This is a genomic window from Ruegeria sp. O4 (assembly GCF_056535125.1).
Genome location: NZ_JBQERO010000009.1, coordinates 122023 through 141409, shown reverse-complemented (window position 1 = coordinate 141409; position 19387 = coordinate 122023). Strand labels below are relative to the sequence as shown.

Sequence of the window (19387 nt, the reverse complement as noted above, 5' to 3'; positions counted from 1 at the left end):
AACCTCAACCTCAGATGCCCACCGTCTCTCCGGTGCGTCTCAACCGTCTTTCCAGTCCGTCAGGCCAACCTCAGTTGCGCCGGTGAAGGGGGTTCTAAGTATTACTCTCAAAACCCGCAAGCGGAAAATGCACGAAAACAAAAGAAAATGCCGATTTCAAAAATAATTATTTATTTTCAACATGTTAACCATTCACAATCAGGCCGAAGCGCGCCGGAATCGTCGAAAACACAGATGGGGTTCCGCACTTTAACGCCTTGTTTACAATGTTACTCACAGACTCGCTTCCGAGTCAGGCAGAATCTGCTGTGTTGGACTGGAGTGACAGGCTTGGAATCGGCAACCTAAGGGCAAGAAGGATGACTATAGCTGCCAAATAGATCAGCGGCTCGATCTGAAACCCTTTTGCCAGCATCACGTAATGCAGGCCGCCCAGCAAAGCGGCCGGGTACACCAGCCAATGCAGCCTGCGCCAACGCGGCCCCAGTCGGCGCACCGACCAGTTGTTGGATGTTGCCGTCAGAGGCAACAGCAAAAGAAACGCCCCAATTCCAACGGTAATATAAGGACGCTTGAGGATATCCGCCCAAATCTGGCTGGGAAGCTGAACGTCCAGAACCAGCCAGACAAGGAGATGCAGGCTGACATATACAAAAGTCAGCACCCCAATGGCCCGACGGAACTTCACCAGGTTCAAGCCCACAAATCGGCGCAAGGATGTGATGGCCAGCCCGGCAATCAGCAACTGTAAAGCCAGTTCGCCGTAGCGGTGTTCCAGCGCCTCAATCGGTTCGATTCCCAAACCGCCAGTCAGGCCAAGATAGAACAGCCAGGGCGCGGGCAGCGCGCCCATCAGATAAACGGCCCATACCGGAATACGCCGGAGTGTCTGATTGATGGCCTGCATGATTCTAGTAGTTCCTGGCCAAATCCATACCTTCATAAAGGCTGGCGACCTCTTCTTCATAACCGTTGAACATCAGCGTCGGTTTGCGCGAGGCAAACAGGCCGCCGCCGATTTCACGTTCGGAGGCTTGCGACCAGCGCGGATGATCAACGTTCGGGTTTACATTACTATAAAAACCGTATTCTCGCGAATTGGCCATATTCCAACTCGTGGGCGGCTCTTCTTCAACAAGCGTGATCCGGACAATCGACTTGATCGATTTGAACCCGTATTTCCACGGTACGACCAGACGCAAAGGCGCGCCGTTCTGATTTGGAATCGGCTTGTCATAGATACCAGTGGCCATGATCGTCAGCGGATGCATCGCCTCGTCCAGGCGCAAACCCTCGCGATAGGGCCATTCCAGAATGGGATAGCGCGTTCCCGGCATCTCATCCGGGCGGTGGGCCGTTTCGAACGCTACGTATTTCGCGCCGTCTTTCACCCCCGCCATTTTCAGAAGATCGGCCAGTTCGAACCCGTTCCATGGTACGACCATCGACCAGGCTTCAACGCAACGGAAGCGATAGATGCGTTCTTCGATCGTCATCTCGGACAGGATGTCCTTGAAATCATACTCACCAGGACGATCGACCAGACCGTCAATCTTTACGCTCCAGGGTTCGGTCACCAGCGTATGCGCATATTTCGCCGGGTCATCTTTTCCGGTCCCGAACTCATAATAATTGTTGTAACTCGTGATCTCATCCCAGGTGTTCGGCTCCAGCGCATCCTGCGCCGCAGCTGGTTGGCCCATTGCCGCCACACCAACACCCGCCATCCCGGCCATGACCTGCCGACGGTTCAGGAAGGACGCCCGTGGGGTGACGTCGGCATGTGTTAATGTATTGGTCCAGCGATGCGCCATCTAGGTCTCCGTCGTATTTGTTTGTCATTACAGACTTAGGGTGCTGATAGCACAGACCCATGGAAACAGGCGTCACGTTTGAGCGACGTGATTGTAACGTTCCGAGTGGCGACAGGCCCAGACAGGCGGATTGTGCCGCGCTCTGCCCGCTTTCAGCGGTTGTCACGACCTGAGCCAACTCTCAGTGCTCGAACATTTCGTTGGGGATATACGATTCACTCAGAGCTGGCTCTGAACGGAGGGCAACAGCCGGGTTGTCTGCCTGCAGTCTTTACAACTGCGGGTCCAAAACTGCACTCTGTCAGACAGGCACCATACGCGATCAACAGTGTGGCGGGCCTGTTTTTGCAGCCGCGTGGCCGCAATGGGAGGACGAAAAATGTGTGATATCTGTGTAATGAACGCCGTAAAAGACAGGATGCTGTCCCGGCGCGGGTTCTTCAAAGCCGCGGCGGCATCGGGTGTTGCGGCTGCCGCAACCGGGGCTATGGCACCGGCCGCACTGGCCGCGGGGCATGGCGGTGTCCAAGACATGACCCACACGCTCAGCCCGGAGTTCCCGACCTGGGGCGGAGAGCCGGGTATCTCGGCCGAACAGGCATTCAATTTCGCGGAGCACGGATTCAATCTGTTCAATTTGTCAATCAATGAGCATACGGGCACGCATATAGATGCCCCGCTGCACTTTTCTGCGGATGGGGCTTCGGTCGATGAAATCCCGGTTTCAGATCTGGTCGCACCACTTTGCGTGGTCGATATCGCTGCCCGCGCAGCAGAAGACGCCGATACGCGTTTAACCCCTGATGACCTGAAAGCCTGGATAGCCACCAATGGCGATATACCAGACGGCGCTTGTGTCGCCATGCACTCTGGGTGGGCTGGCAAAACGGCAACGGACGCGTTCCGCAATTTCGACGGTGAAGCGCAGCATTACCCGGGCTTTCACGTTGAAGCTGCGCAGATGCTGATGGAGGAAACCGGAGCCCGGTCTATTGCCGTTGACACCTTGTCACTGGATCACGGCATGTCTGCGGATTTCGCCACCCATTATGCCTGGTTGCCATCCGGCCGGTTCGGGATCGAATGCCTGGCCAATCTGGATCAGGTACCCGCGTCAGGCGCAACACTTGTTATTGGCGCACCGAAACACGCAGGCGGCACCGGAGGTCCGGCGCGGATACTTGCGCTGATCTGATGAAACTGACGTTTGGCGAAACTGGCCCGCTTTCTTCAGTGGGTCAGTTTCCATCTGCGCATTCCATGAGTGGTAGGCACTGAGAGCAAGCCAGCCAATGGGCAAGACCAAGTCTGACACCACACGGCGCTATGATACCGCTGCACCAAAATGGCGGGATAAGATGCGTGCTCTTGGTTATTACGATGCGTATCTTGGTTTTCTGTCAGCAAGTCAGCTCGCGACAGAGCATAACAGTCGGGTTGTTGATATCGGTGCCGGGACGGCCTCGTTTGCAGAAGCCTGGGTCGCTATTCACGGGTCACCCGTCGAAATAACCCTTCTCGAACCCAGTCAAGCCATGTTGAAACAGGGTCAAAGCGCGCTACAGGCGCGGGGTGTCGAGCCAAGACTTGTGCAGGGATTGTTAGGGTCTGTCGTTCTGGAACCTGCTAATGTGGCACTGGCTGCGCATGTCATCGAACATTGCCCCGATCCGTTGCGCGCACTTGAGAAGATTCACGATATGATGCGCCCTGGCGGTCGTTTGTATCTGGTGGTGTCAAAGCCGCATTGGTGCAATGCAATCATCTGGCTGCAATGGCGCCATCGCACATTCGGCAGAGAAGAAATTCTGGGACTATTGCACAAAGCTGGCTTTGAATGCGAAAGCGAGTACTCATTCCCCGCAGGCCCACCATCCCGGACAAGCCGGGGAATTTTGGCGCGTCGAAGAGCGTAGATGCAGACAAAAAAGACCCGCCAATGCGGCGGGTCTTCCGTTTGTGCCTAAATCAATGCACCACTGCATCATCCGGGCGGGGCCGTTCTGACGTCCCCAACCGGTCACCGATGATCAAGCCATCAGCCCCGGCGGTTACCGGGACAACCTCACCATCCTTGATCTCACCGGCCAACAGCGCTTCGGCCAGCGGGTTCTGCAGGGCGCGCTGAATCACGCGTTTCAGCGGGCGGGCTCCGAAGACAGGGTCATAGCCTTCATTGGCCAGCCATTCCTTGGCACCATCGTCCAGGGCCAGTTCGATCTTGCGGGCCGCCAGGCGCTTTTGCAGACGCGCCATCTGGATATCGACGATGCCATCCATATCGGCCCGCTTGAGGCGGTCAAAGATGATCGTTTCGTCCAGACGGTTCAGGAACTCGGGCCGGAAATGTGCCCGCACCGCATCCATCACGTCACGGCGTGCCTGCGCGCTGTCCGCGCCATCGGGCAACTGGCTGAGCGCCTGAGACCCAAGGTTCGACGTCAGGATGATCAGCGTCTGCTTGAAGTCCACGGTGCGGCCCTGACCATCGGTCAGAACCCCATCATCCAGAACCTGCAACAGCACGTTGAACACATCCGGGTGCGCCTTTTCAACCTCGTCAAACAGCACGACCTGATAGGGCCTGCGCCGCACGGCTTCGGTCAGCACACCGCCTTCGTCATAACCGACATAGCCCGGAGGAGCCCCGATCAGACGGGCAACCGCGTGTTTCTCCATGAACTCGGACATATCGATACGCACCATCGCATTGTCGTCATCGAACAGGAAATTCGCCACGGCCTTGGTCAGCTCGGTCTTACCCACGCCGGTCGGCCCGAGGAACAGGAACGATCCCAGCGGGCGGCCTTCGTCATTCAGACCCGCACGCGCACGGCGCACGGCGTTGGCGACAGCAGTCACCGCTGCATCCTGACCGATCACGCGGGAATGCAGAGCGTCTTCCATCCGCAGCAGCTTCTCGCGCTCACCTTCCAGCATTTTCGAGGTCGGGATACCGGTCCAGCGCTCCACGACGGAAGCAATCTGTTCAGGGCGCACTGTTTCCTCGGCCATCATACCATTGCTTTCGGCGTTCTCGGCCTCGGTCAGCTTTTTTTCAAGCTCGGGGATGACGCCATAGGACAATTCCCCCGCTTTGGCGAGGTTGCCTTCACGCTTGGCGATCTCAAGATCAGCGCGCGCCTTGTCGAGCTGTTCCTTCAGGTCACGGGCCCCCGCCAGCTTGTCGCGTTCGGCCTGCCATTGTGCTGTCATCTCGGCGGATCGTTCCTGCAAATCGGCCAGGTCCTTTTGCAAGGTTTCCAGACGATCTTTCGAGGCCGCGTCATCTTCAAGCTTCAGCGCCTCTTCCTCGATCTGCATCTGCAGGATGTTCCGGTCGAGTTGATCGAGTTCCTCGGGCTTGCTGTCGACCTCCATCCGCAGACGCGATGCGGCCTCGTCGACAAGGTCGATGGCTTTGTCGGGCAGAAAGCGGTCAGTGATATAGCGGTGCGACAGGGTCGCCGCTGAAACAAGCGCTGAATCCGAGATGCGCACACCGTGGTGCAACTCGTACTTTTCCTTGATGCCGCGCAGGATGCTGATCGTATCTTCGACTGTCGGCTCCTGTACCATTACAGGCTGGAACCGGCGCGCAAGGGCAGCGTCTTTTTCTACGTATTTGCGATACTCATCCAGCGTGGTCGCACCGATACAATGCAGCTCACCCCGGGCAAGCGCAGGCTTGATCAGATTGGCGGCATCCATTGCACCGTCCGATTTCCCGGCACCGACCAGCGTGTGCATCTCGTCGATGAACAGGATGATCTCACCCGCGGCTTCAGTCACCTCGGTCAGAACGGCCTTGAGGCGTTCTTCGAACTCGCCACGGTATTTCGCGCCAGCAATCAAAGCACCCATGTCGAGCGCCAGCAGCTTCTTGTCCTTCAGCGATTCCGGAACGTCACCGTTCACGATGCGCAGGGCCATACCTTCGGCAATCGCGGTCTTACCGACGCCGGGCTCACCAATCAGAACCGGGTTGTTTTTGGTGCGACGCGACAGAACCTGCATCGAACGGCGGATTTCCTCATCCCGACCGATGATCGGATCAATTTTGCCTTCGGCTGCAGCCTCGGTCAGGTCACGCGCGTACTTCTTGAGCGCGTCATAGCCTTCTTCCGCCGACGCGCTGTCAGCAGTGCGACCCTTGCGAATGTCGTTGATCGCCTCGTTCAGTTTTTGCGCTGATACGGCTCCAGCGTCCAACGCATCCTTGGCCTTGGACTTCACCATGCACAGTGCCATCAGAACACGTTCGACAGGGACGAAGCTGTCGCCCGCTTTGGTAGCTATTTTTGTGGCCTCGTCCAGAACCTTGACGGTCTGGCCGTCCATGTAAATCTGGCTGGCGTCACCGCTGACCTTAGGGATTTTCCCCATTGCCGCGTCCAGCGCCTCAACCACGCGGTTCGGTGCACCGCCCGCGCGCGAAATCAGGTTACTGGCCAACCCCTGATCGTCATCCATCAATGCTTTGAGTATATGTGTGGGCTCCAGCCTCTGGTGCCCTTCGCGCAGCGCAATGGTCTGCGCCGCCTGCACGAATCCCCGTGCCCGCTCGGTGAACTTGTTCAAGTCCATGATGTTCTCCTTTTCCAAGCGCCCCGTTTTGACATGCCCGCCTGGCAGCACATGTCGGTCGAAGCCTCACATTCAATCTGGGAAATATCTTCGGTGGTTCAAGAGGCTAAAACACAGAAATCGACCTATTCGCGCTGGATGGTATAGACTGAATAACCACCGGTCTCGGCGACCTGAACGGCACCCAGATCATTCACCAAAGATTGGGCTGCCGCACTTCCCGTCGGGCAAGAAACCAGATCTGCCGTATGGTCCAGGAAATTGCCGGTAAACGCCGTTTCACCAGTAAGTTGACACCAATCATCCTCGGACCTGTAACCACCAACCAAACGCAAATCGTCATTGGTCGGCACAGGTGCAGCCCCTGTATCCGTCTCCTCGGGCGGCGTTTCATTACATGCGGCCAGTGCAATCAACGCGCCCAACAAAACCAGCTTTTTCATTTGTCGCCCCTTATTTTGAATTCGAGTTTTCAATACAGAGCACGATAACACGATTTGAAGCTGCCTGCGCGGCTTAGCAGATGGACAGAGCGGCCCGAAGCCGCTAGGACGCAGACGTTTGCCAAAAAGGAGCGCCCCCCATGTCTGATGACCGCCTGATCGTAGCCCTTGATGTTCCCAACGCTCTGCAAGGGTTGGCCATGGCAGAACGTTTGGGGGACAGTGTTTCTTTCTATAAGATCGGGCTGGGTATGCTGACCGGTGGCGGGCTGGCATTGGCCAACGAACTGAAACAGGATCACGGCAAGCGCATCTTCCTGGATATGAAGTTATTCGACATTGGCAACACAGTTGAAAATGCCGTGCGGGGATTGGCGCAATTCGATCTGGATTTTCTGACCGTGCATGGTGACCCTCATGTGGTGCGCGCTGCCAAAGAAGGTGCTGCGGGTAAAGACCTGAAGATCCTCGCCGTGACCATCCTGACCTCGCTGAACCGCGACGATCTGGACGCAAGCCTTCTGAGATCCGGTGATGTGCAGGACTTGGTCGTTGAGCGCGCGGCCAAAGCCTTTGAAGCCGGTGCTGATGGCGTTATCGCCAGCCCGCAGGAAGCCGCCCTGATCCGCGTTCTGCCTCAGGCTGAAGGTCGTCTGATCGTAACCCCTGGTGTGCGCCCTGCTGGCGCAGCGCTTGGCGACCAGAAACGTGTAGCCACCCCGGCAAGCGCCATTCAGGAAGGCGCAGATCACATCGTTGTCGGCCGCCCGATTTATCAGGCAAAAGACCCAAAAGCCGCTGCTGAGGCTGTTCTTTCCGAACTAAATTCTCTGAAGGTCAGCTAAAACCGCTCGGTTCTTTCAGGTGTGTTTTACGTTGGATTTTCCGCGCAACAAGTTGACCTTAGGTCACTTTTTGACAAAACCGCGCCAAATCGTCTCTGTGCCAGAAAACACACATTCAAAACCCGAGTTTTCTCCGCACGACCTTCATCCTATCGAAACTAAGGATTTTCAGAGATTCTGAAGGGGAAATACTCCCCAACGAACCGCTTCTTCCTGAGGTTCGTTACTTCCCCCCGCGATGTGCGGGGGGTCTTCTTTCCAAATCATACCATGTCAGCAGGGCCTTTGATCCAGGATCACAGGTGATATAAAGAACCTCCAAGCCAACTGCGGAACGCATGAGGACGCAGATGCCCGGTCTTTGCCGAGATTGCCTGACCACATTGTCAAACGAACAACGCTGTACTGCCTGTGGCAGTCCGCGGGTAAAGACACACACGGAACTGTTTGACCTGTCGATTGCCCATATGGATTGTGATGCCTTCTATGCCTCAGTGGAAAAACGTGACAACCCGGAACTGGCGGACAAACCGGTCATCATTGGCGGCGGCAAGCGCGGCGTTGTTTCAACCGCCTGCTACGTTGCCCGTATTCGCGGTGTCCGGTCGGCCATGCCCATGTTCAAGGCCTTGCAACTCTGCCCCGAAGCCGTCGTGATCAAGCCGCGCATGTCCGTCTACGCCCAGGTGTCGCGCGACATCCGCGCCATGATGGATGAGTTGACACCCGTGGTCGAACCGCTTTCGCTGGACGAAGCCTTCATGGACCTGTCGGGAACCGAACGTCTGCACGGCGCGCCACCTGCCGTCATGCTGGCGCGTCTGGTCAAGCGCATGAAGGAAGAAATTGGTGTCACCGGATCTATCGGGTTAAGTCACAACAAATTTCTGGCCAAGGTCGCATCGGACCTCGACAAACCGCGCGGGTTTTCAGTGATCGGCAAGGTGGAAACGGCAGAGTTTCTGAACGACAAACCCGTACGGTTGATCTGGGGCATTGGCCCGGCTGCGCAGGAAGCGCTGGACCAGGCCGGGATCAGAACTTTCAGTGATTTGCTGCGCTGGAATCAGGAGGCACTGACCGCGCGGTTCGGCTCAATGGGATATCGCCTGTGGCACTTGGCCCGAGGTCAGGACAAGCGACGCGTATCCGCGCATGAGCCGATGAAATCCATCAGCAACGAGACGACATTTTTCGAAGACACGTCGAGCCTTGATATTCTGGACGGCCATTTGTGGCGGATGGCCTTGAAAGTGTCGGATCGCGCCAAGGCAAAGGATCTGGCTGGTCGGGTTGTCACGTTGAAACTGAAGAAAGCCAATCACAAGATCCTGACGCGGCGCGTATCCTTGCGGGATGCGACACAGATTGCCGACCGGATTTACCGCACGGCCCGGGGCCTGTTCGATAAGGTTGGCGATCAAGGGCCATATCGATTGTTGGGCTGTGGTTTGTCCGACCTTTGCCCGGCGGATCAGGCGGATATTTCCGGCGACTTGCTGGATCCGGATGCTGCCCGCAGATCCAAGGCCGAACGGGCCACGGACGAGATTCGCCAGCGGTTCGGGGCCGAAGCAATCATGAAGGGCCGTGCGCTGCGCTGAAGCTACTCCGCCGCCAGACGCTCTGGGCTCGCACCCAGGCTGGAAATCTCGCGAACCACCTGCCTGAGCAGCTTCGAGAACGCCATGAAATTGGCATTGGGCGCGATTTTTTCTTCGTCCATGTACAAAGCGCGATCGATCTCGATCTGAACAGCGTGCTGCTGGCGACCGGGACGACCATAGGTTTGCGTCACATATGCTCCGGCAAAAGGCGCATTGCGTGCCACGTTGAGTCCCGCTGCCGCGAAAGCGGCTTCAATGATATCGACGACCTCTGACGACGCGGACGCGCCAAACCGGTCGCCCAGCACGATCTCGGGCCGCCTTCCGCGCGCAGTGCCCGCCATGGCCACCGCCTCGTGCGGCATCGAGTGGCAGTCCACCAGAATTGCCTGTCCGAACATCTCGTGTGATTCGGCCAGCAGGGATTTCAACCGCGCATGATAAGGGCGCCAATAGGTGTCGATGCGCAGGCGCGCTTCGTCCATGGTAAGTTTGCCGCGATAGATTGCCCGACCGTTGGCAACTACGCGGGGAATCACCCCCAGCCCTGACGCGACCCTTGGATTATGCCCGTGCCTGCGGGCACCGCTGATCAAGGCCGGGTCAAGCTCATCCAGGCTGCGGTTCAAATCCAGATAGGCACGTGGCATGGCCGCCTTGATCATAGGGGCACCGTTTTCCGCCGCGGGCGCGAACAACTGATCAACAAAGGCGTCTTCTGAGGATCGAATCACGCTCCGGTTCAACACGGACCGGTTCAGAAATGCCTCAGGATACTCCCGCCCGCTGTGTGGCGATGAAAAAACCACGCACGAGGTGCGGTTTTCGGGCATATCCAATACATAGGCTGCGCTTTGCATGATCCCTCCGTGTTCGTAATCAACATAGACCGGAAAAATTGTTCTTCCAAACCCCTTGAACCCTTTTGCGACTCCTTTTATAGACCCCGCTACCGGCGCGGGGATCCGCGCCCCATTTCGTTATGGGGCAAGGTACGCAAAGGGAAAGTGGGCGGTTAGCTCAGCGGTAGAGCACTTCGTTGACATCGAAGGGGTCACAAGTTCGATCCTTGTACCGCCCACCATCGTTTCACTGTTCCGGTTGTCCGGGGCACCCGAGTAACCCAGGCGCTGGCCACGTCCTTGATGAAGGCGCCGCAGATTGGAGACAGACCATGAAGGTCAAGAACTCGCTCCGCTCGCTCAAGAACCGGCACCGCGACTGCCGGATTGTGCGTCGCAAAGGCCGCGTCTACGTGATCAACAAGACGCAGCGCAAGTTCAAAGCTCGTCAGGGCTAAGAACTGCACATCACTGCTTAAAGAAACCGCACCTTCGAGTGCGGTTTTTTTGTTCTACCCGCGCCTAAAATGTAATCCCTGCATGGATCAGAATGCCCACGACCATAAGAAAGTTCAGAACCATCGAAATCCCGTTGCCGACATAGATTGGAAGCTTTCCAACAACCAAGCCGTAAGCAAACCAAAGCAGGGATAAGGCGGTATATAGCGACCAAGACAACAAGGACTGTCCCGAGGCATGGTGCGAATGCGTCAAATACAGCTTCACGAGCTGCGGCAGTGTGGCAAAAGGACCAACCACACCAATAAAAACCATGAACCCTTCAAAGCGCGACATCCAATGGCCAAGGTTAGATTTCTCCAATTTTTCAGCCAGTGTTTCGGGCATATCTCACGTTCTTCCTTTAAGTGAATAAGACAGCATATTCTTTTTCTCGGACAATCTGTCTTGCCAAAATATCCGCTAGAAGCGCTTGGACCAAGTCCCTCGACCACGTTACCACCAACCTTCCGCCCCTCGTATGCCTTCAGAGCATCGCATAATGAACGTCACTAGCGACCTTTTGACCAAGTAAATCAGTCGGATTTACTTGCATCCCGCCCAGAATCGTATAATTGAGAAAATCAGTCGGATTAATGACCGACCCGAAATTCAATTGTTGAGGCACACAATGCTGAAATCCACGACCTGCCTGGCCGCCGCGCTGTCGGCACTGATCGCAACCTCTGCCGCCGCCGAGGGCGAACTAAACCTCTATTCGTCGCGCCACTATGACACCGACGAACGGCTGTATACCGACTTTGAAGACGCAACCGGCATCAAGATCAACAGGATCGAAGGCAAAGCGGATGAACTGATTGCCCGGATGGAAGCGGAAGGCGCGAACTCACCTGCCGATGTGATGCTGACCGTGGACACGTCGCGTCTGGCGCGGGCCAAGAATGCAGGTGTCCTGCAATCAATCGACAGCGCTACACTGGAAGAGCGCATTCCAGCCAACCTGCAGGACAGCGACAATCAGTGGTTTGGTTTCTCGCAACGCGGTCGGATCATCTTTTTCGACAAGGAAAACGTGACCAACCCGCCGGCCACCTACGCTGATCTGGCAAAACCGGAATACAAGGGAATGGTCTGTATCCGGTCTTCGACCAACACCTACAACCAGACCCTGCTGGCATCGATCATCACACATGAAGGCACTGAGGCCGCCAAGTCCTGGGCCGAGGGTGTTGTCGCCAACATGGCGCGTGACCCGCAGGGCGGTGACACCGACCAGTTGCGCGGCATCGTTTCGGGCGAGTGTGACATCGCGGTTTCGAACACCTACTATTTCGCGCGCTCCATTCGCACAGACGTCAAAGGCTTGTCCGCAGACCGCGATATGATCGGCTGGGTCTTCCCGAACCAGGACAGCTATGGCGCGCATATGAATCTATCCGGTGGTGGGGTCGCCGCGCATGCACCCAACAAGGAAAACGCGATCCTGTTCCTTGAGTATCTGGCCAGCGATCAGGCGCAGAAATACTTCTCGGCGGGAAATGACGAGTTCCCGGCAGTTCCAAATGTCGAACTGGCCGAGTCGGTCAAGGCACTGGGTGAATTCAAGGCAGACGACGTGAACCTTTCAGACGTTGCAAAGAACATCCCCGAAGCGCAGAAGATCTTTAACGAAGTTGGCTGGAAGTAATCCTTCTTGGCTCTGACTTCTTGAATAGGATGCGGATTGTCCGCATCCTTTTTCGTTGATATGTGATGTTTATTTGTATATTTTCTCGTATATGAGAAAATTTTTCAATATGATGTAATGCCTGACACCCTGTCAAACCGCCTCGCCAATCGCCTGAGCGAACTGCGCCGCGGGCGTGGTTGGTCTTTGGATTACCTTGCCGAACACAGCAGGATCAGCCGCGCCACCTTGTCCCGTATGGAAAAAGGGGATGTCAGCCCAACAGCCGACAATCTAGGCCGTCTGTGCGCTGTATACGATCTGCCGATCTCACGCCTGCTGATGATGGTTGAAGACAGCTTTGACCCCAAGGTTCCATTCGAACGCCAGACCGAGTGGCGCGACCCCGAAACCGGCTTCACCCGCCGTGCTGTTTCACCACCCGCAAATGGATTGAACGCCGAGGTTCTGGAATGCCACCTGCCCCGGGACACGGTCATTACCTACGAAGTGCCACCTAAATCGGGGCAAGAGCATTATCTGATCTTAATGGACGGCGCGCTTACTCTGACGGTTGATGGAACTCCCCACGCGCTGAACGCCGGGGATTGCCTGCGCTACCATCTGTCGGGACCGACCCGGTTTGAAACAGGGGCGTCGCGTGGTGCACGTTACCTGCTGGTGCTTATATGATCACGCGCCTGACCGAGAACGATTTTGACACGGCACTGGATGACCTGGCTGGAATCTTGCATGCCTGTGTTCATGATGGGGCCAGCATAGGTTACATACTTCCGTTTACCCTGAACGATGCGCGTGCGTACTGGCAACAAAACGTACAGCCCGGTCTCAGGTCAGGTAAGCTGGACTTGTTCGTTTCGTATGACGGTCCCCGCATTGCAGGCACCGTTCAACTAATCCCGGCGGCAATGCCCAACCAACCCCACCGCGCCGACGTGGCGAAACTTCTGGTCCATCCCAACGCCAGACGGCGGGGGTTAGGCCGATCCCTGATGAATGCGCTTGTTTTTCGGGCGCGAGAGGTGGGGCACACGGTGCTCGTACTTGATACGCGCAGCACCGATCCCTCGCGGCTGCTTTATCAAAGCCTCGGGTTTCAAATCGCGGGGGAAATACCGAATTACTGCAGGAACCCATTTGAACAAAAATTCGAGCCCACAACCTATATGTACAAAAACCTTGACGCTTGAAAAGACGCGGCCCCTGCTACTCGGCGGCGGCTACCTTTTCGGGAAACTTGTTCGGCAACAGCCCGAGGCGGCGCGCACGACGAACATCTGCCAGCAGGTCCCGTTCGGCGGCCTCAAACAACTCTTCAGGGTCATCCAGAACAAAATACCCCATCTGATGCATATCGATCCGGTATGGTGTTCGCAGAATCGCCAGAACGTCAAACGGGTCACGATCGGGTATGTCGCTGGTCACGGCATAGACCAGTTCTGTCGGCGACGACGCCAACCCTGAACCCAGCGCCTTGATCTGACCGTTCTGGCGGCGCAGGCCAAACTCGATTGAAAACCAGTAGAGCCTGATCAGCCAGGCATAATCCGCGTCATCTGCCTGCTTTCCCGCTAGCCCGATGGCGCGGCTGAACGCAGCAAAACGCGGATCACTTAACAACGGTGTATGTCCGAATATCTCATGAAAGATATCCGGCTCTTCGATGTAGTCGAAATCTTCCCGGGAGCGGATGAAAGAGGCGGCCGGAAAAACCCGATCCGCCAGCATCCCGAAAAACGTCTTGAACCCAATCAGCGCCGGAACCGGCTGCACCCGCCAGCCGGTCAGGTCCAGCAACCGTTTCGAAATTTCTGCACAAGAAGGCACTTTGGTCTTCGGCAGGTCCAGCCGCGCCAGACCGCTTAGGTATTCCGGTGCCATATAGCGCCGAACATTTTCTTCCTGTGCCGCGTAAAGATCAGCCCAGACCGCATTCTCTTCGTCTGTGTAGGTAATGTGGCCATGTTCATCCGCAAGTTTGGCGACATATTTGGTCGATTTGGGCATCAGCATCCTCCTGCATGAGATCAGGATACCTCAACTCACATGGAGAATTTGTTTTGATATTCTGCGTATCGTCCGTATTATGAACGGAACATTCCAAAATTTTGCTATTTTCGGGCCAAATGCTTCACCCAGCCGACATCGATATTTTGCGAGAGCTTCAGGCCAGCGGGCGTCTGTCAATGCAGGAGCTTGCCGACCGGACCGGGTTATCGGCGTCGCAATGCTGGCGCCGCGTCCGTGACCTCGAGTCGTCCGGGGTGGTTTCAGGGTATCGCGCCCAGGTCTCTGCCAAGGCTGTAGGCTTGAATGCCATCGCCTATGTCCACGTTGCACTGAAAGAACATCAGGAAAACAGCATTTCGGCGTTTCTTCGTCTGGTCGAGACCGAGCCGCAAATCGTGGAGTGCGCCTCGATCACCGGGGATCACGACTTTATCCTGAAGGTCTACGCCAAAACCCCCGAGGATCTTGAAGTCTTCATCATGCAGCGCTTGTTGAAATCGGGACTTGTCCGCGACACCCGCAGCAACTTTGTGCTTCGCCAGACCAAGACCCGCGGCCCTTTACCCATTCTTTGACAGGGTCCGACGAAACGGAACCTGAGCGGATGTGTCAGGTGCATAACCCATCCTTGCTAAGACGAGGTGTCGAAAGGCTGGGAGTGTCATTCAGTTGGAAAAGCCCGGCCACCGCTTATTGGCGGCCGGGCTTACAAGGTTCAAAACGTCTTCAGAAGTGAGCCGATTTCGCGGTCGCGGGTTTTTCCATCGGCGGTGCAAACTTGGTCAAGTCGATCCCCTTTACCGCCGACTTGTATTCCTCGGCGGTTGGGGTCCGGCCCAATATGGCCGAGAGCACGACAACCGGTGTCGACGCCAGCAGGGACTCACCCTTTTTCTCATCCGAGTCTTCAACAACACGACCCTGGAACAGGCGCGTGGATGTCGCCAGAACGGTATCGCCTTTTGCAGCCTTTTCCTGGTTCCCCATGCAAAGGTTGCAGCCGGGCCGCTCAAGGTACAGGATATTTTCATATTCCGTACGTGCCTTGTTTTTCGGGAACAGATCATCGAATTCAAAGCCCGAGTATTTCTGGAGAATGCTCCACTCGCCTTCTTCTTTCAGCTCATCAATGATGTTGTAGGTTGGTGCCGCAACAACCAGCGGGGCCTTGAACTCGACAGTGCCCTGTTCCTCTTCAAGGTTCTTAAGCATCTGCGAGACGATAATCAGATCGCCCTTGTGCACCATGCACGACCCGACAAAGCCCAGATCGACCTTCTTTTCACCCTTGTAGTAGGAAACCGGGCGGATCGTGTCGTGGGTGTAACGCTTTGATACGTCAGCATTGTTCACGTCAGGATCGGCTATCATCGGTTCGTCGATCTCATCCAGATCAACGACGAGTTCGGCAAAATACTTGGCGTTTTCATCAGGTTTCAGGGCCGGCTTTTCACCCGACCTGATTTCCGCGATCCGCGCATTCGCCTTGTCGATCAGACCTTGCAGCGTCTGGGCTTCGTTTTCCATACCCTTGTCGATCATGATCTGGATGCGGCCTTTGGCGATCTCCAGAGATTCAATCAGCGTGTCATCTTCGGAAATACAAATTGATGCCTTGGCCTTCATCTCGGCCGTCCAGTCGGTAAAGGTGAACGCCTGATCCGCCAGCAAGGTGCCGATATGAACTTCGATGATCCGGCCCTGGAAGACGTTGTCACCGAATGTCTTCAACATCTGCGACTGGGTGGCGTGAACCACATCGCGGAAATCCATATGGTCTGCCATCTGGCCTTTGAAGGTCACCTTAACCGATTCAGGGATCGGCATTGTGGCTTCACCGGTGGCCAGCGCCAGCGCAACGGTGCCCGAATCCGCGCCAAACGCTACGCCCTTGGACATGCGGGTGTGCGAGTCGCCGCCAATGATGATGGCCCAGTCGTCCACGGTGATGTCGTTCAGCACCTTGTGGATTACGTCTGTCATCGAATGGTAAACACCCTTGGGATCACGCGCAGTGATCAGGCCAAAGTTGTTCATGAATTTCATCAGTTTAGGAATGTTCGCCTGCGCCTTTGCGTCCCAAACCGACGCTGTGTGGCACCCGGACTGATATGCGCCATCAACTATGGGCGAGATCACTGTTGCCGCCATAGCTTCCAGCTCCTGCGCGGTCATCAGGCCAGTGGTGTCTTGCGACCCAACGATATTGACCTTAACCCGAGCGTCCGAACCCGCGTGCAGAACCTTTCCGTCAGCCACGCCAACCGCGTTTTTGTTGAAGATCTTCTCGACAGCTGTCAGGCCCTGACCCTCGTGTGAGATTTCCTTGGACGGAGCAAATGCAGATTCCAGCGCAACGCCAAGGGTTTCTGCCGCAAATGTCTGCAGCTTCTTCCCAAAGACAATCGCGTAAGAGCCGCCAGCCTTGATGAATTCGACCTTTTGCGGCGTGAAGGACGACGATACATCGACAAGCTCTTTATCGCCTGCTTCGTTGTAAAGCTTCTTGTCCTTTGTGTTGATGGTCAGAACGGTTCCGGTTTCGACCGAGTATTTCTGTTCAAGGACAGGACTTTCGTCGTTGTTCAGAATCGGGTTGCCGTCGTCATCCAGCTTTTTGACCCAGTTCTTCAGGTCAATGCCGATACCTCCGGTCACGCCAACGGTGGTCAGAAAGATCGGTGAGATTCCGTTTGTTCCCGCGACAACTGGTGCGATGTTCACAAAGGGAACATAAGGGCTGGCTTGCGTTCCGGTCCACAAGGCGACGTTGTTGACGCCGGACATGCGCGACGACCCGACGCCCATGGTCCCTTTTTCGGCGACCAGCATGACACGTTTGTCCGGGTGTTGTTTCTGCAAATCCTGAATCTCGGCCTGTGCCGCCGGTGTGATCATGCATTTGCCATGCAGTTCCCGATCCGCACGAGAATGCGCCTGATTACCGGGCGACAGAAGGTCGGTGGAAATGTCTCCTTCGGCCGCGACATAGGTCACAACCTTGATTTCCTCTTCAATGTCAGGCAGCCGGGTAAAGAACTCGGCCTTGGCATAGCTTTCCAGAATGTCCTTTGCGATCGCGTTTCCGGCCTCAAAAGCAGACTTGAGGCGCTGGGTATCCGCATCGTACAGGAACACCTGCGTTTTCAGCACCTCTGCCGCCTGATTTGCGATCGACGCATCATCGCCCAGCGCCAGATCCAGCAGAACCTCGACCGAGGGGCCGCCTTTCATATGTGACAGCAGCTCGAACGCGAAGGCCTGCGAGATTTCTTCGACCGAGGCTTCACCCAATATGATCTCTTTCAGGAACTGTGCCTTTTCACCAGCTGCGCTGGTTGTCCCCGGCAGCGTGTTATAGATGAAATAGGTCAAAGACTCGGCGCGGTGAACGTTTTCAACATCCTTGATTTGCTCGATGATTTCCTGAAGCAGCACACCGTCTTCAATGGGTTTGGGGTGCAAACCTTGCTCTTTGCGCGTCTCAATCTCGTTCAGGTATTCTGTATATAGGCTCATGACGGTTCCGACCATTTAGCTGGTGCGCTGGCGGGTAACAAACCAGCGCCTTAATTTTGTATGCCGCGGTATACTAAATGCCTACAACTTGCAAGACACTCTCCTGCGACCCTGTGTCCTGATCGAGGATGTATTTGTCGAAATACTTGCCAGTCAGGCGTGATCTGTCTGTCGCGGCCAACAGGTTTTTGCACCCTGGCACGCTAGCTTCCAGATGCGGAAATCAGTTCCTTGGCCAGCGGCAAGGATGAGTAACCCAGCCGGGACGGCGTCAATCCCAATCGCACAATCACCATATCATGAGAGGGGAAAATACCGATGGACTGACCATCATGCCCCTGCAACCAGACGGCATCTTCAAAAGGTGGCAAATCTCCGGGTGCTTCCAGCCAAAGGTGGCCCTTGGCGTATTTGCCATCCGAAGCATCAACCGGCTCGAACATCCAGTTCACATAACCTTCTGGTAATATCCGAGAGCCCTTCCAAACCCCTTTTTGCAGCAAAAGCTGCCCGTACCGGGCCCAGTCACGCGCCGTCGCATACATATAACTGGACCCGATGAAGGTATCGCTGACATCCGTCTCGATAACCGCCGATGTCATGCCAATCGGCGCAAATAGCGCGTTGTGCGGATAGCTCAGCCCACCGTCGCCCAACTTGTCCTGCCAAACCCGAGACAGCATCGTGGACGTGCCCGAGGAATAGTTGAAGTCCTTTCCAATACTGGATTCAGCAACGCGCCCGGCAGCAAATTCGGCCATACCGTCTCGGAGATACAGCATGCGTGTTACGTCTGAAACGTCGCCGTATTCTTCATCCCATTGCAGCCCGCTTGTCATCGCCAGCATATCAGCAACGGTAATGTTGCGCCTTGCGTCGTCGGCCCAATCGGGAAAGCTGTCGACAAGCGTATCTGACAAGCTCATTTGACCCGCTTCAATCAAGGTGCCGATCAACCCGGCCGTAACTGTCTTGGTCATGGACCAGCCCAGTAACGGGGTATCCGCATTAAACCCATCTGCGTACCGTTCAGCAATGATGCGCCCGTTTCGAACCACCACAACTGCGCGATATCCTTCGCCGACCAAACTGTCATTCGACATTACATTCTGAAGCTTCGGGTCTTGGGACAAGGCAACGTCATTCCCGTTTGGCCATAGTCCTGCTGGCAGCGGATCAGGCGCTGAAAGTGTCTGGTTGCTCAGATCAGCCTCATGAACATTTGTGCAGCCAAGCCCCTGACGAAACTGCGATCTCGCGGGTGCAAAAAACCGGAAGATCCGCGCTTTCACAGTCTGCGCTTCCCGATCCACCTCTATTGAGATTTGCCCCAGCAGAGGGTGGCCGGGTGCTTGCACGTCCACAGCCAGAACTTCGTCAGGATCCCGTCCAGCAATGAAAACGTTCGAACAGACAATCTTGGCAGAGTAGTTGGTTCCCAACTTCAAAAGATCCGGGGGTGCGAACCAAAGGTAGCCAATCAAAGCTACCCCGCCCAGAACCACCGCACTGCCGGTCATTTTTAGTACTTTGCTGAACATCCGCCGCAACCATTCCTGCCGCTACCTCGCCCG

General features: G+C 55.9%; 18 protein-coding genes and 1 tRNA gene. 10 read left to right on the top strand and 9 right to left on the bottom strand.

Annotation, left to right across the window (positions count from 1 at the left end; all coding sequences use genetic code 11):
- Positions 1-292 precede the first annotated feature (292 nt).
- Together msrQ and msrP are read right to left on the bottom strand one after the other, a co-directional pair.
- The gene (gene msrQ / locus ACR0J7_RS12315) at positions 293-907 is read right to left on the bottom strand and encodes a protein-methionine-sulfoxide reductase heme-binding subunit MsrQ (RefSeq protein ID WP_480587089.1); all 615 of its coding nucleotides are present in this window, start codon (positions 905-907) and stop codon (positions 293-295) included.
- Between the two features lie 4 nt (positions 908-911).
- A complete protein-coding gene (gene msrP / locus ACR0J7_RS12310) occupies positions 912-1814 on the bottom strand; it encodes a protein-methionine-sulfoxide reductase catalytic subunit MsrP (RefSeq protein WP_480539374.1) in 903 nt (300 codons plus the stop codon).
- Positions 1815-2193: 379 nt separating this feature from the next.
- On the opposite strand from msrP, the gene ACR0J7_RS12305 reads away from it, so the two are divergent.
- On the top strand, positions 2194-3009 hold the full coding sequence (locus ACR0J7_RS12305) for a cyclase family protein (RefSeq protein WP_267365017.1): 816 nt from the start codon (positions 2194-2196) through the stop codon (positions 3007-3009).
- 97 nt (positions 3010-3106) lie between these two features.
- Positions 3107-3730 (top strand): class I SAM-dependent methyltransferase, encoded by a 624-nt coding sequence (locus ACR0J7_RS12300; RefSeq protein ID WP_480488071.1) that lies wholly within the window; start codon positions 3107-3109, stop codon positions 3728-3730.
- Between the two features lie 52 nt (positions 3731-3782).
- On the opposite strand, the gene clpB is transcribed toward ACR0J7_RS12300, so the two are convergent.
- The gene (clpB, locus tag ACR0J7_RS12295) at positions 3783-6401 is read right to left on the bottom strand and encodes an ATP-dependent chaperone ClpB (protein WP_267365020.1); all 2619 of its coding nucleotides are present in this window, start codon (positions 6399-6401) and stop codon (positions 3783-3785) included.
- A 125-nt stretch (positions 6402-6526) separates the two neighbouring features.
- Entirely contained in the window at positions 6527-6844 is a 318-nt protein-coding gene (locus ACR0J7_RS12290; RefSeq protein WP_209599181.1) for a hypothetical protein, read from the bottom strand.
- 140 nt (positions 6845-6984) lie between these two features.
- Here ACR0J7_RS12290 and pyrF point away from each other — a divergent pair, with 140 nt between their 5' ends.
- Positions 6985-7689, top strand: a complete 705-nt coding sequence (gene pyrF, locus ACR0J7_RS12285) for an orotidine-5'-phosphate decarboxylase (RefSeq protein WP_480774004.1) — start codon at positions 6985-6987, stop codon at positions 7687-7689.
- Positions 7690-8039: 350 nt separating this feature from the next.
- Complete coding sequence (locus ACR0J7_RS12280) at positions 8040-9293, top strand: DNA polymerase IV (RefSeq protein ID WP_480914424.1); 1254 nt, start codon at positions 8040-8042, stop codon at positions 9291-9293.
- 2 nt (positions 9294-9295) lie between these two features.
- Here ACR0J7_RS12280 and ACR0J7_RS12275 read toward each other — a convergent pair whose 3' ends face one another.
- The gene (locus ACR0J7_RS12275; RefSeq protein ID WP_480774002.1) at positions 9296-10156 is read right to left on the bottom strand and encodes an N-formylglutamate amidohydrolase; all 861 of its coding nucleotides are present in this window, start codon (positions 10154-10156) and stop codon (positions 9296-9298) included.
- A 149-nt stretch (positions 10157-10305) separates the two neighbouring features.
- On the opposite strand from ACR0J7_RS12275, the gene ACR0J7_RS12270 reads away from it, so the two are divergent.
- Both ACR0J7_RS12270 and ykgO read left to right on the top strand, forming a co-directional pair.
- A tRNA-Val gene (locus ACR0J7_RS12270) sits at positions 10306-10380 on the top strand.
- A 90-nt stretch (positions 10381-10470) separates the two neighbouring features.
- Positions 10471-10596 carry a type B 50S ribosomal protein L36 gene (ykgO, locus tag ACR0J7_RS12265; RefSeq protein WP_008755722.1) on the top strand — a complete coding sequence of 42 codons (126 nt, stop codon included), beginning with the start codon at positions 10471-10473 and terminating at the stop codon, positions 10594-10596.
- 64 nt (positions 10597-10660) lie between these two features.
- Here ykgO and ACR0J7_RS12260 read toward each other — a convergent pair whose 3' ends face one another.
- Positions 10661-10984, bottom strand: a complete 324-nt coding sequence (locus ACR0J7_RS12260; protein ID WP_267365035.1) for a SemiSWEET transporter — start codon at positions 10982-10984, stop codon at positions 10661-10663.
- A 283-nt stretch (positions 10985-11267) separates the two neighbouring features.
- Here ACR0J7_RS12260 and ACR0J7_RS12255 point away from each other — a divergent pair, with 283 nt between their 5' ends.
- The 3 genes from ACR0J7_RS12255 to ACR0J7_RS12245 all read left to right on the top strand — a co-directional run bounded on the left by ACR0J7_RS12255 (position 11268) and on the right by ACR0J7_RS12245 (position 13474).
- A complete protein-coding gene (locus ACR0J7_RS12255) occupies positions 11268-12284 on the top strand; it encodes a Fe(3+) ABC transporter substrate-binding protein (protein WP_480483955.1) in 1017 nt (338 codons plus the stop codon).
- A 117-nt stretch (positions 12285-12401) separates the two neighbouring features.
- Positions 12402-12956: a helix-turn-helix domain-containing protein gene (locus tag ACR0J7_RS12250; protein WP_480914422.1), complete on the top strand. Its 555-nt coding sequence runs from the start codon at positions 12402-12404 to the stop codon at positions 12954-12956.
- A complete protein-coding gene (locus tag ACR0J7_RS12245; RefSeq protein WP_480914420.1) occupies positions 12953-13474 on the top strand; it encodes an N-acetyltransferase family protein in 522 nt (173 codons plus the stop codon). Before ACR0J7_RS12250 ends, ACR0J7_RS12245 begins: the two co-directional genes overlap by 4 nt.
- Before the next feature lie 16 nt (positions 13475-13490).
- On the opposite strand, the gene ACR0J7_RS12240 is transcribed toward ACR0J7_RS12245, so the two are convergent.
- Positions 13491-14291: a phenylalanine 4-monooxygenase gene (locus tag ACR0J7_RS12240; protein ID WP_480914418.1), complete on the bottom strand. Its 801-nt coding sequence runs from the start codon at positions 14289-14291 to the stop codon at positions 13491-13493.
- Positions 14292-14410: 119 nt separating this feature from the next.
- Here ACR0J7_RS12240 and ACR0J7_RS12235 point away from each other — a divergent pair, with 119 nt between their 5' ends.
- Complete coding sequence (locus tag ACR0J7_RS12235) at positions 14411-14869, top strand: Lrp/AsnC family transcriptional regulator (RefSeq protein WP_480914416.1); 459 nt, start codon at positions 14411-14413, stop codon at positions 14867-14869.
- 151 nt (positions 14870-15020) lie between these two features.
- Here ACR0J7_RS12235 and ACR0J7_RS12230 read toward each other — a convergent pair whose 3' ends face one another.
- A complete protein-coding gene (locus tag ACR0J7_RS12230; protein WP_480914414.1) occupies positions 15021-17813 on the bottom strand; it encodes a bifunctional aconitate hydratase 2/2-methylisocitrate dehydratase in 2793 nt (930 codons plus the stop codon).
- A 203-nt stretch (positions 17814-18016) separates the two neighbouring features.
- Positions 18017-19333 (bottom strand): serine hydrolase domain-containing protein, encoded by a 1317-nt coding sequence (locus tag ACR0J7_RS12225; RefSeq protein WP_480900011.1) that lies wholly within the window; start codon positions 19331-19333, stop codon positions 18017-18019.
- Positions 19334-19387: the final 54 nt, after the last annotated feature.

Excerpts from the sequence above, each read along its gene's own strand:
- ACR0J7_RS12305 (WP_267365017.1), top strand. The coding sequence starts at position 2,194 with ATGTGTGATATCTGTGTAATGAACGCCGTAAAAGACAGGATGCTGTCC.
- pyrF (WP_480774004.1), top strand. The coding sequence starts at position 6,985 with ATGTCTGATGACCGCCTGATCGTAGCCCTTGATGTTCCCAACGCTCTG.
- ACR0J7_RS12230 (WP_480914414.1), bottom strand. The coding sequence starts at position 17,813 with ATGAGCCTATATACAGAATACCTGAACGAGATTGAGACGCGCAAAGAG.
- ykgO (WP_008755722.1), top strand. The coding sequence starts at position 10,471 with ATGAAGGTCAAGAACTCGCTCCGCTCGCTCAAGAACCGGCACCGCGAC.
- ACR0J7_RS12245 (WP_480914420.1), top strand. The coding sequence starts at position 12,953 with ATGATCACGCGCCTGACCGAGAACGATTTTGACACGGCACTGGATGAC.
- ACR0J7_RS12280 (WP_480914424.1), top strand. The coding sequence starts at position 8,040 with ATGCCCGGTCTTTGCCGAGATTGCCTGACCACATTGTCAAACGAACAA.
- ACR0J7_RS12250 (WP_480914422.1), top strand. The coding sequence starts at position 12,402 with ATGCCTGACACCCTGTCAAACCGCCTCGCCAATCGCCTGAGCGAACTG.
- msrQ (WP_480587089.1), bottom strand. The coding sequence starts at position 907 with ATGCAGGCCATCAATCAGACACTCCGGCGTATTCCGGTATGGGCCGTT.
- ACR0J7_RS12300 (WP_480488071.1), top strand. The coding sequence starts at position 3,107 with ATGGGCAAGACCAAGTCTGACACCACACGGCGCTATGATACCGCTGCA.
- ACR0J7_RS12260 (WP_267365035.1), bottom strand. The coding sequence starts at position 10,984 with ATGCCCGAAACACTGGCTGAAAAATTGGAGAAATCTAACCTTGGCCAT.
- msrP (WP_480539374.1), bottom strand. The coding sequence starts at position 1,814 with ATGGCGCATCGCTGGACCAATACATTAACACATGCCGACGTCACCCCA.
- ACR0J7_RS12290 (WP_209599181.1), bottom strand. The coding sequence starts at position 6,844 with ATGAAAAAGCTGGTTTTGTTGGGCGCGTTGATTGCACTGGCCGCATGT.
- ACR0J7_RS12225 (WP_480900011.1), bottom strand. The coding sequence starts at position 19,333 with ATGACCGGCAGTGCGGTGGTTCTGGGCGGGGTAGCTTTGATTGGCTAC.
- clpB (WP_267365020.1), bottom strand. The coding sequence starts at position 6,401 with ATGGACTTGAACAAGTTCACCGAGCGGGCACGGGGATTCGTGCAGGCG.
- ACR0J7_RS12240 (WP_480914418.1), bottom strand. The coding sequence starts at position 14,291 with ATGCCCAAATCGACCAAATATGTCGCCAAACTTGCGGATGAACATGGC.
- ACR0J7_RS12255 (WP_480483955.1), top strand. The coding sequence starts at position 11,268 with ATGCTGAAATCCACGACCTGCCTGGCCGCCGCGCTGTCGGCACTGATC.
- ACR0J7_RS12275 (WP_480774002.1), bottom strand. The coding sequence starts at position 10,156 with ATGCAAAGCGCAGCCTATGTATTGGATATGCCCGAAAACCGCACCTCG.
- ACR0J7_RS12235 (WP_480914416.1), top strand. The coding sequence starts at position 14,411 with ATGCTTCACCCAGCCGACATCGATATTTTGCGAGAGCTTCAGGCCAGC.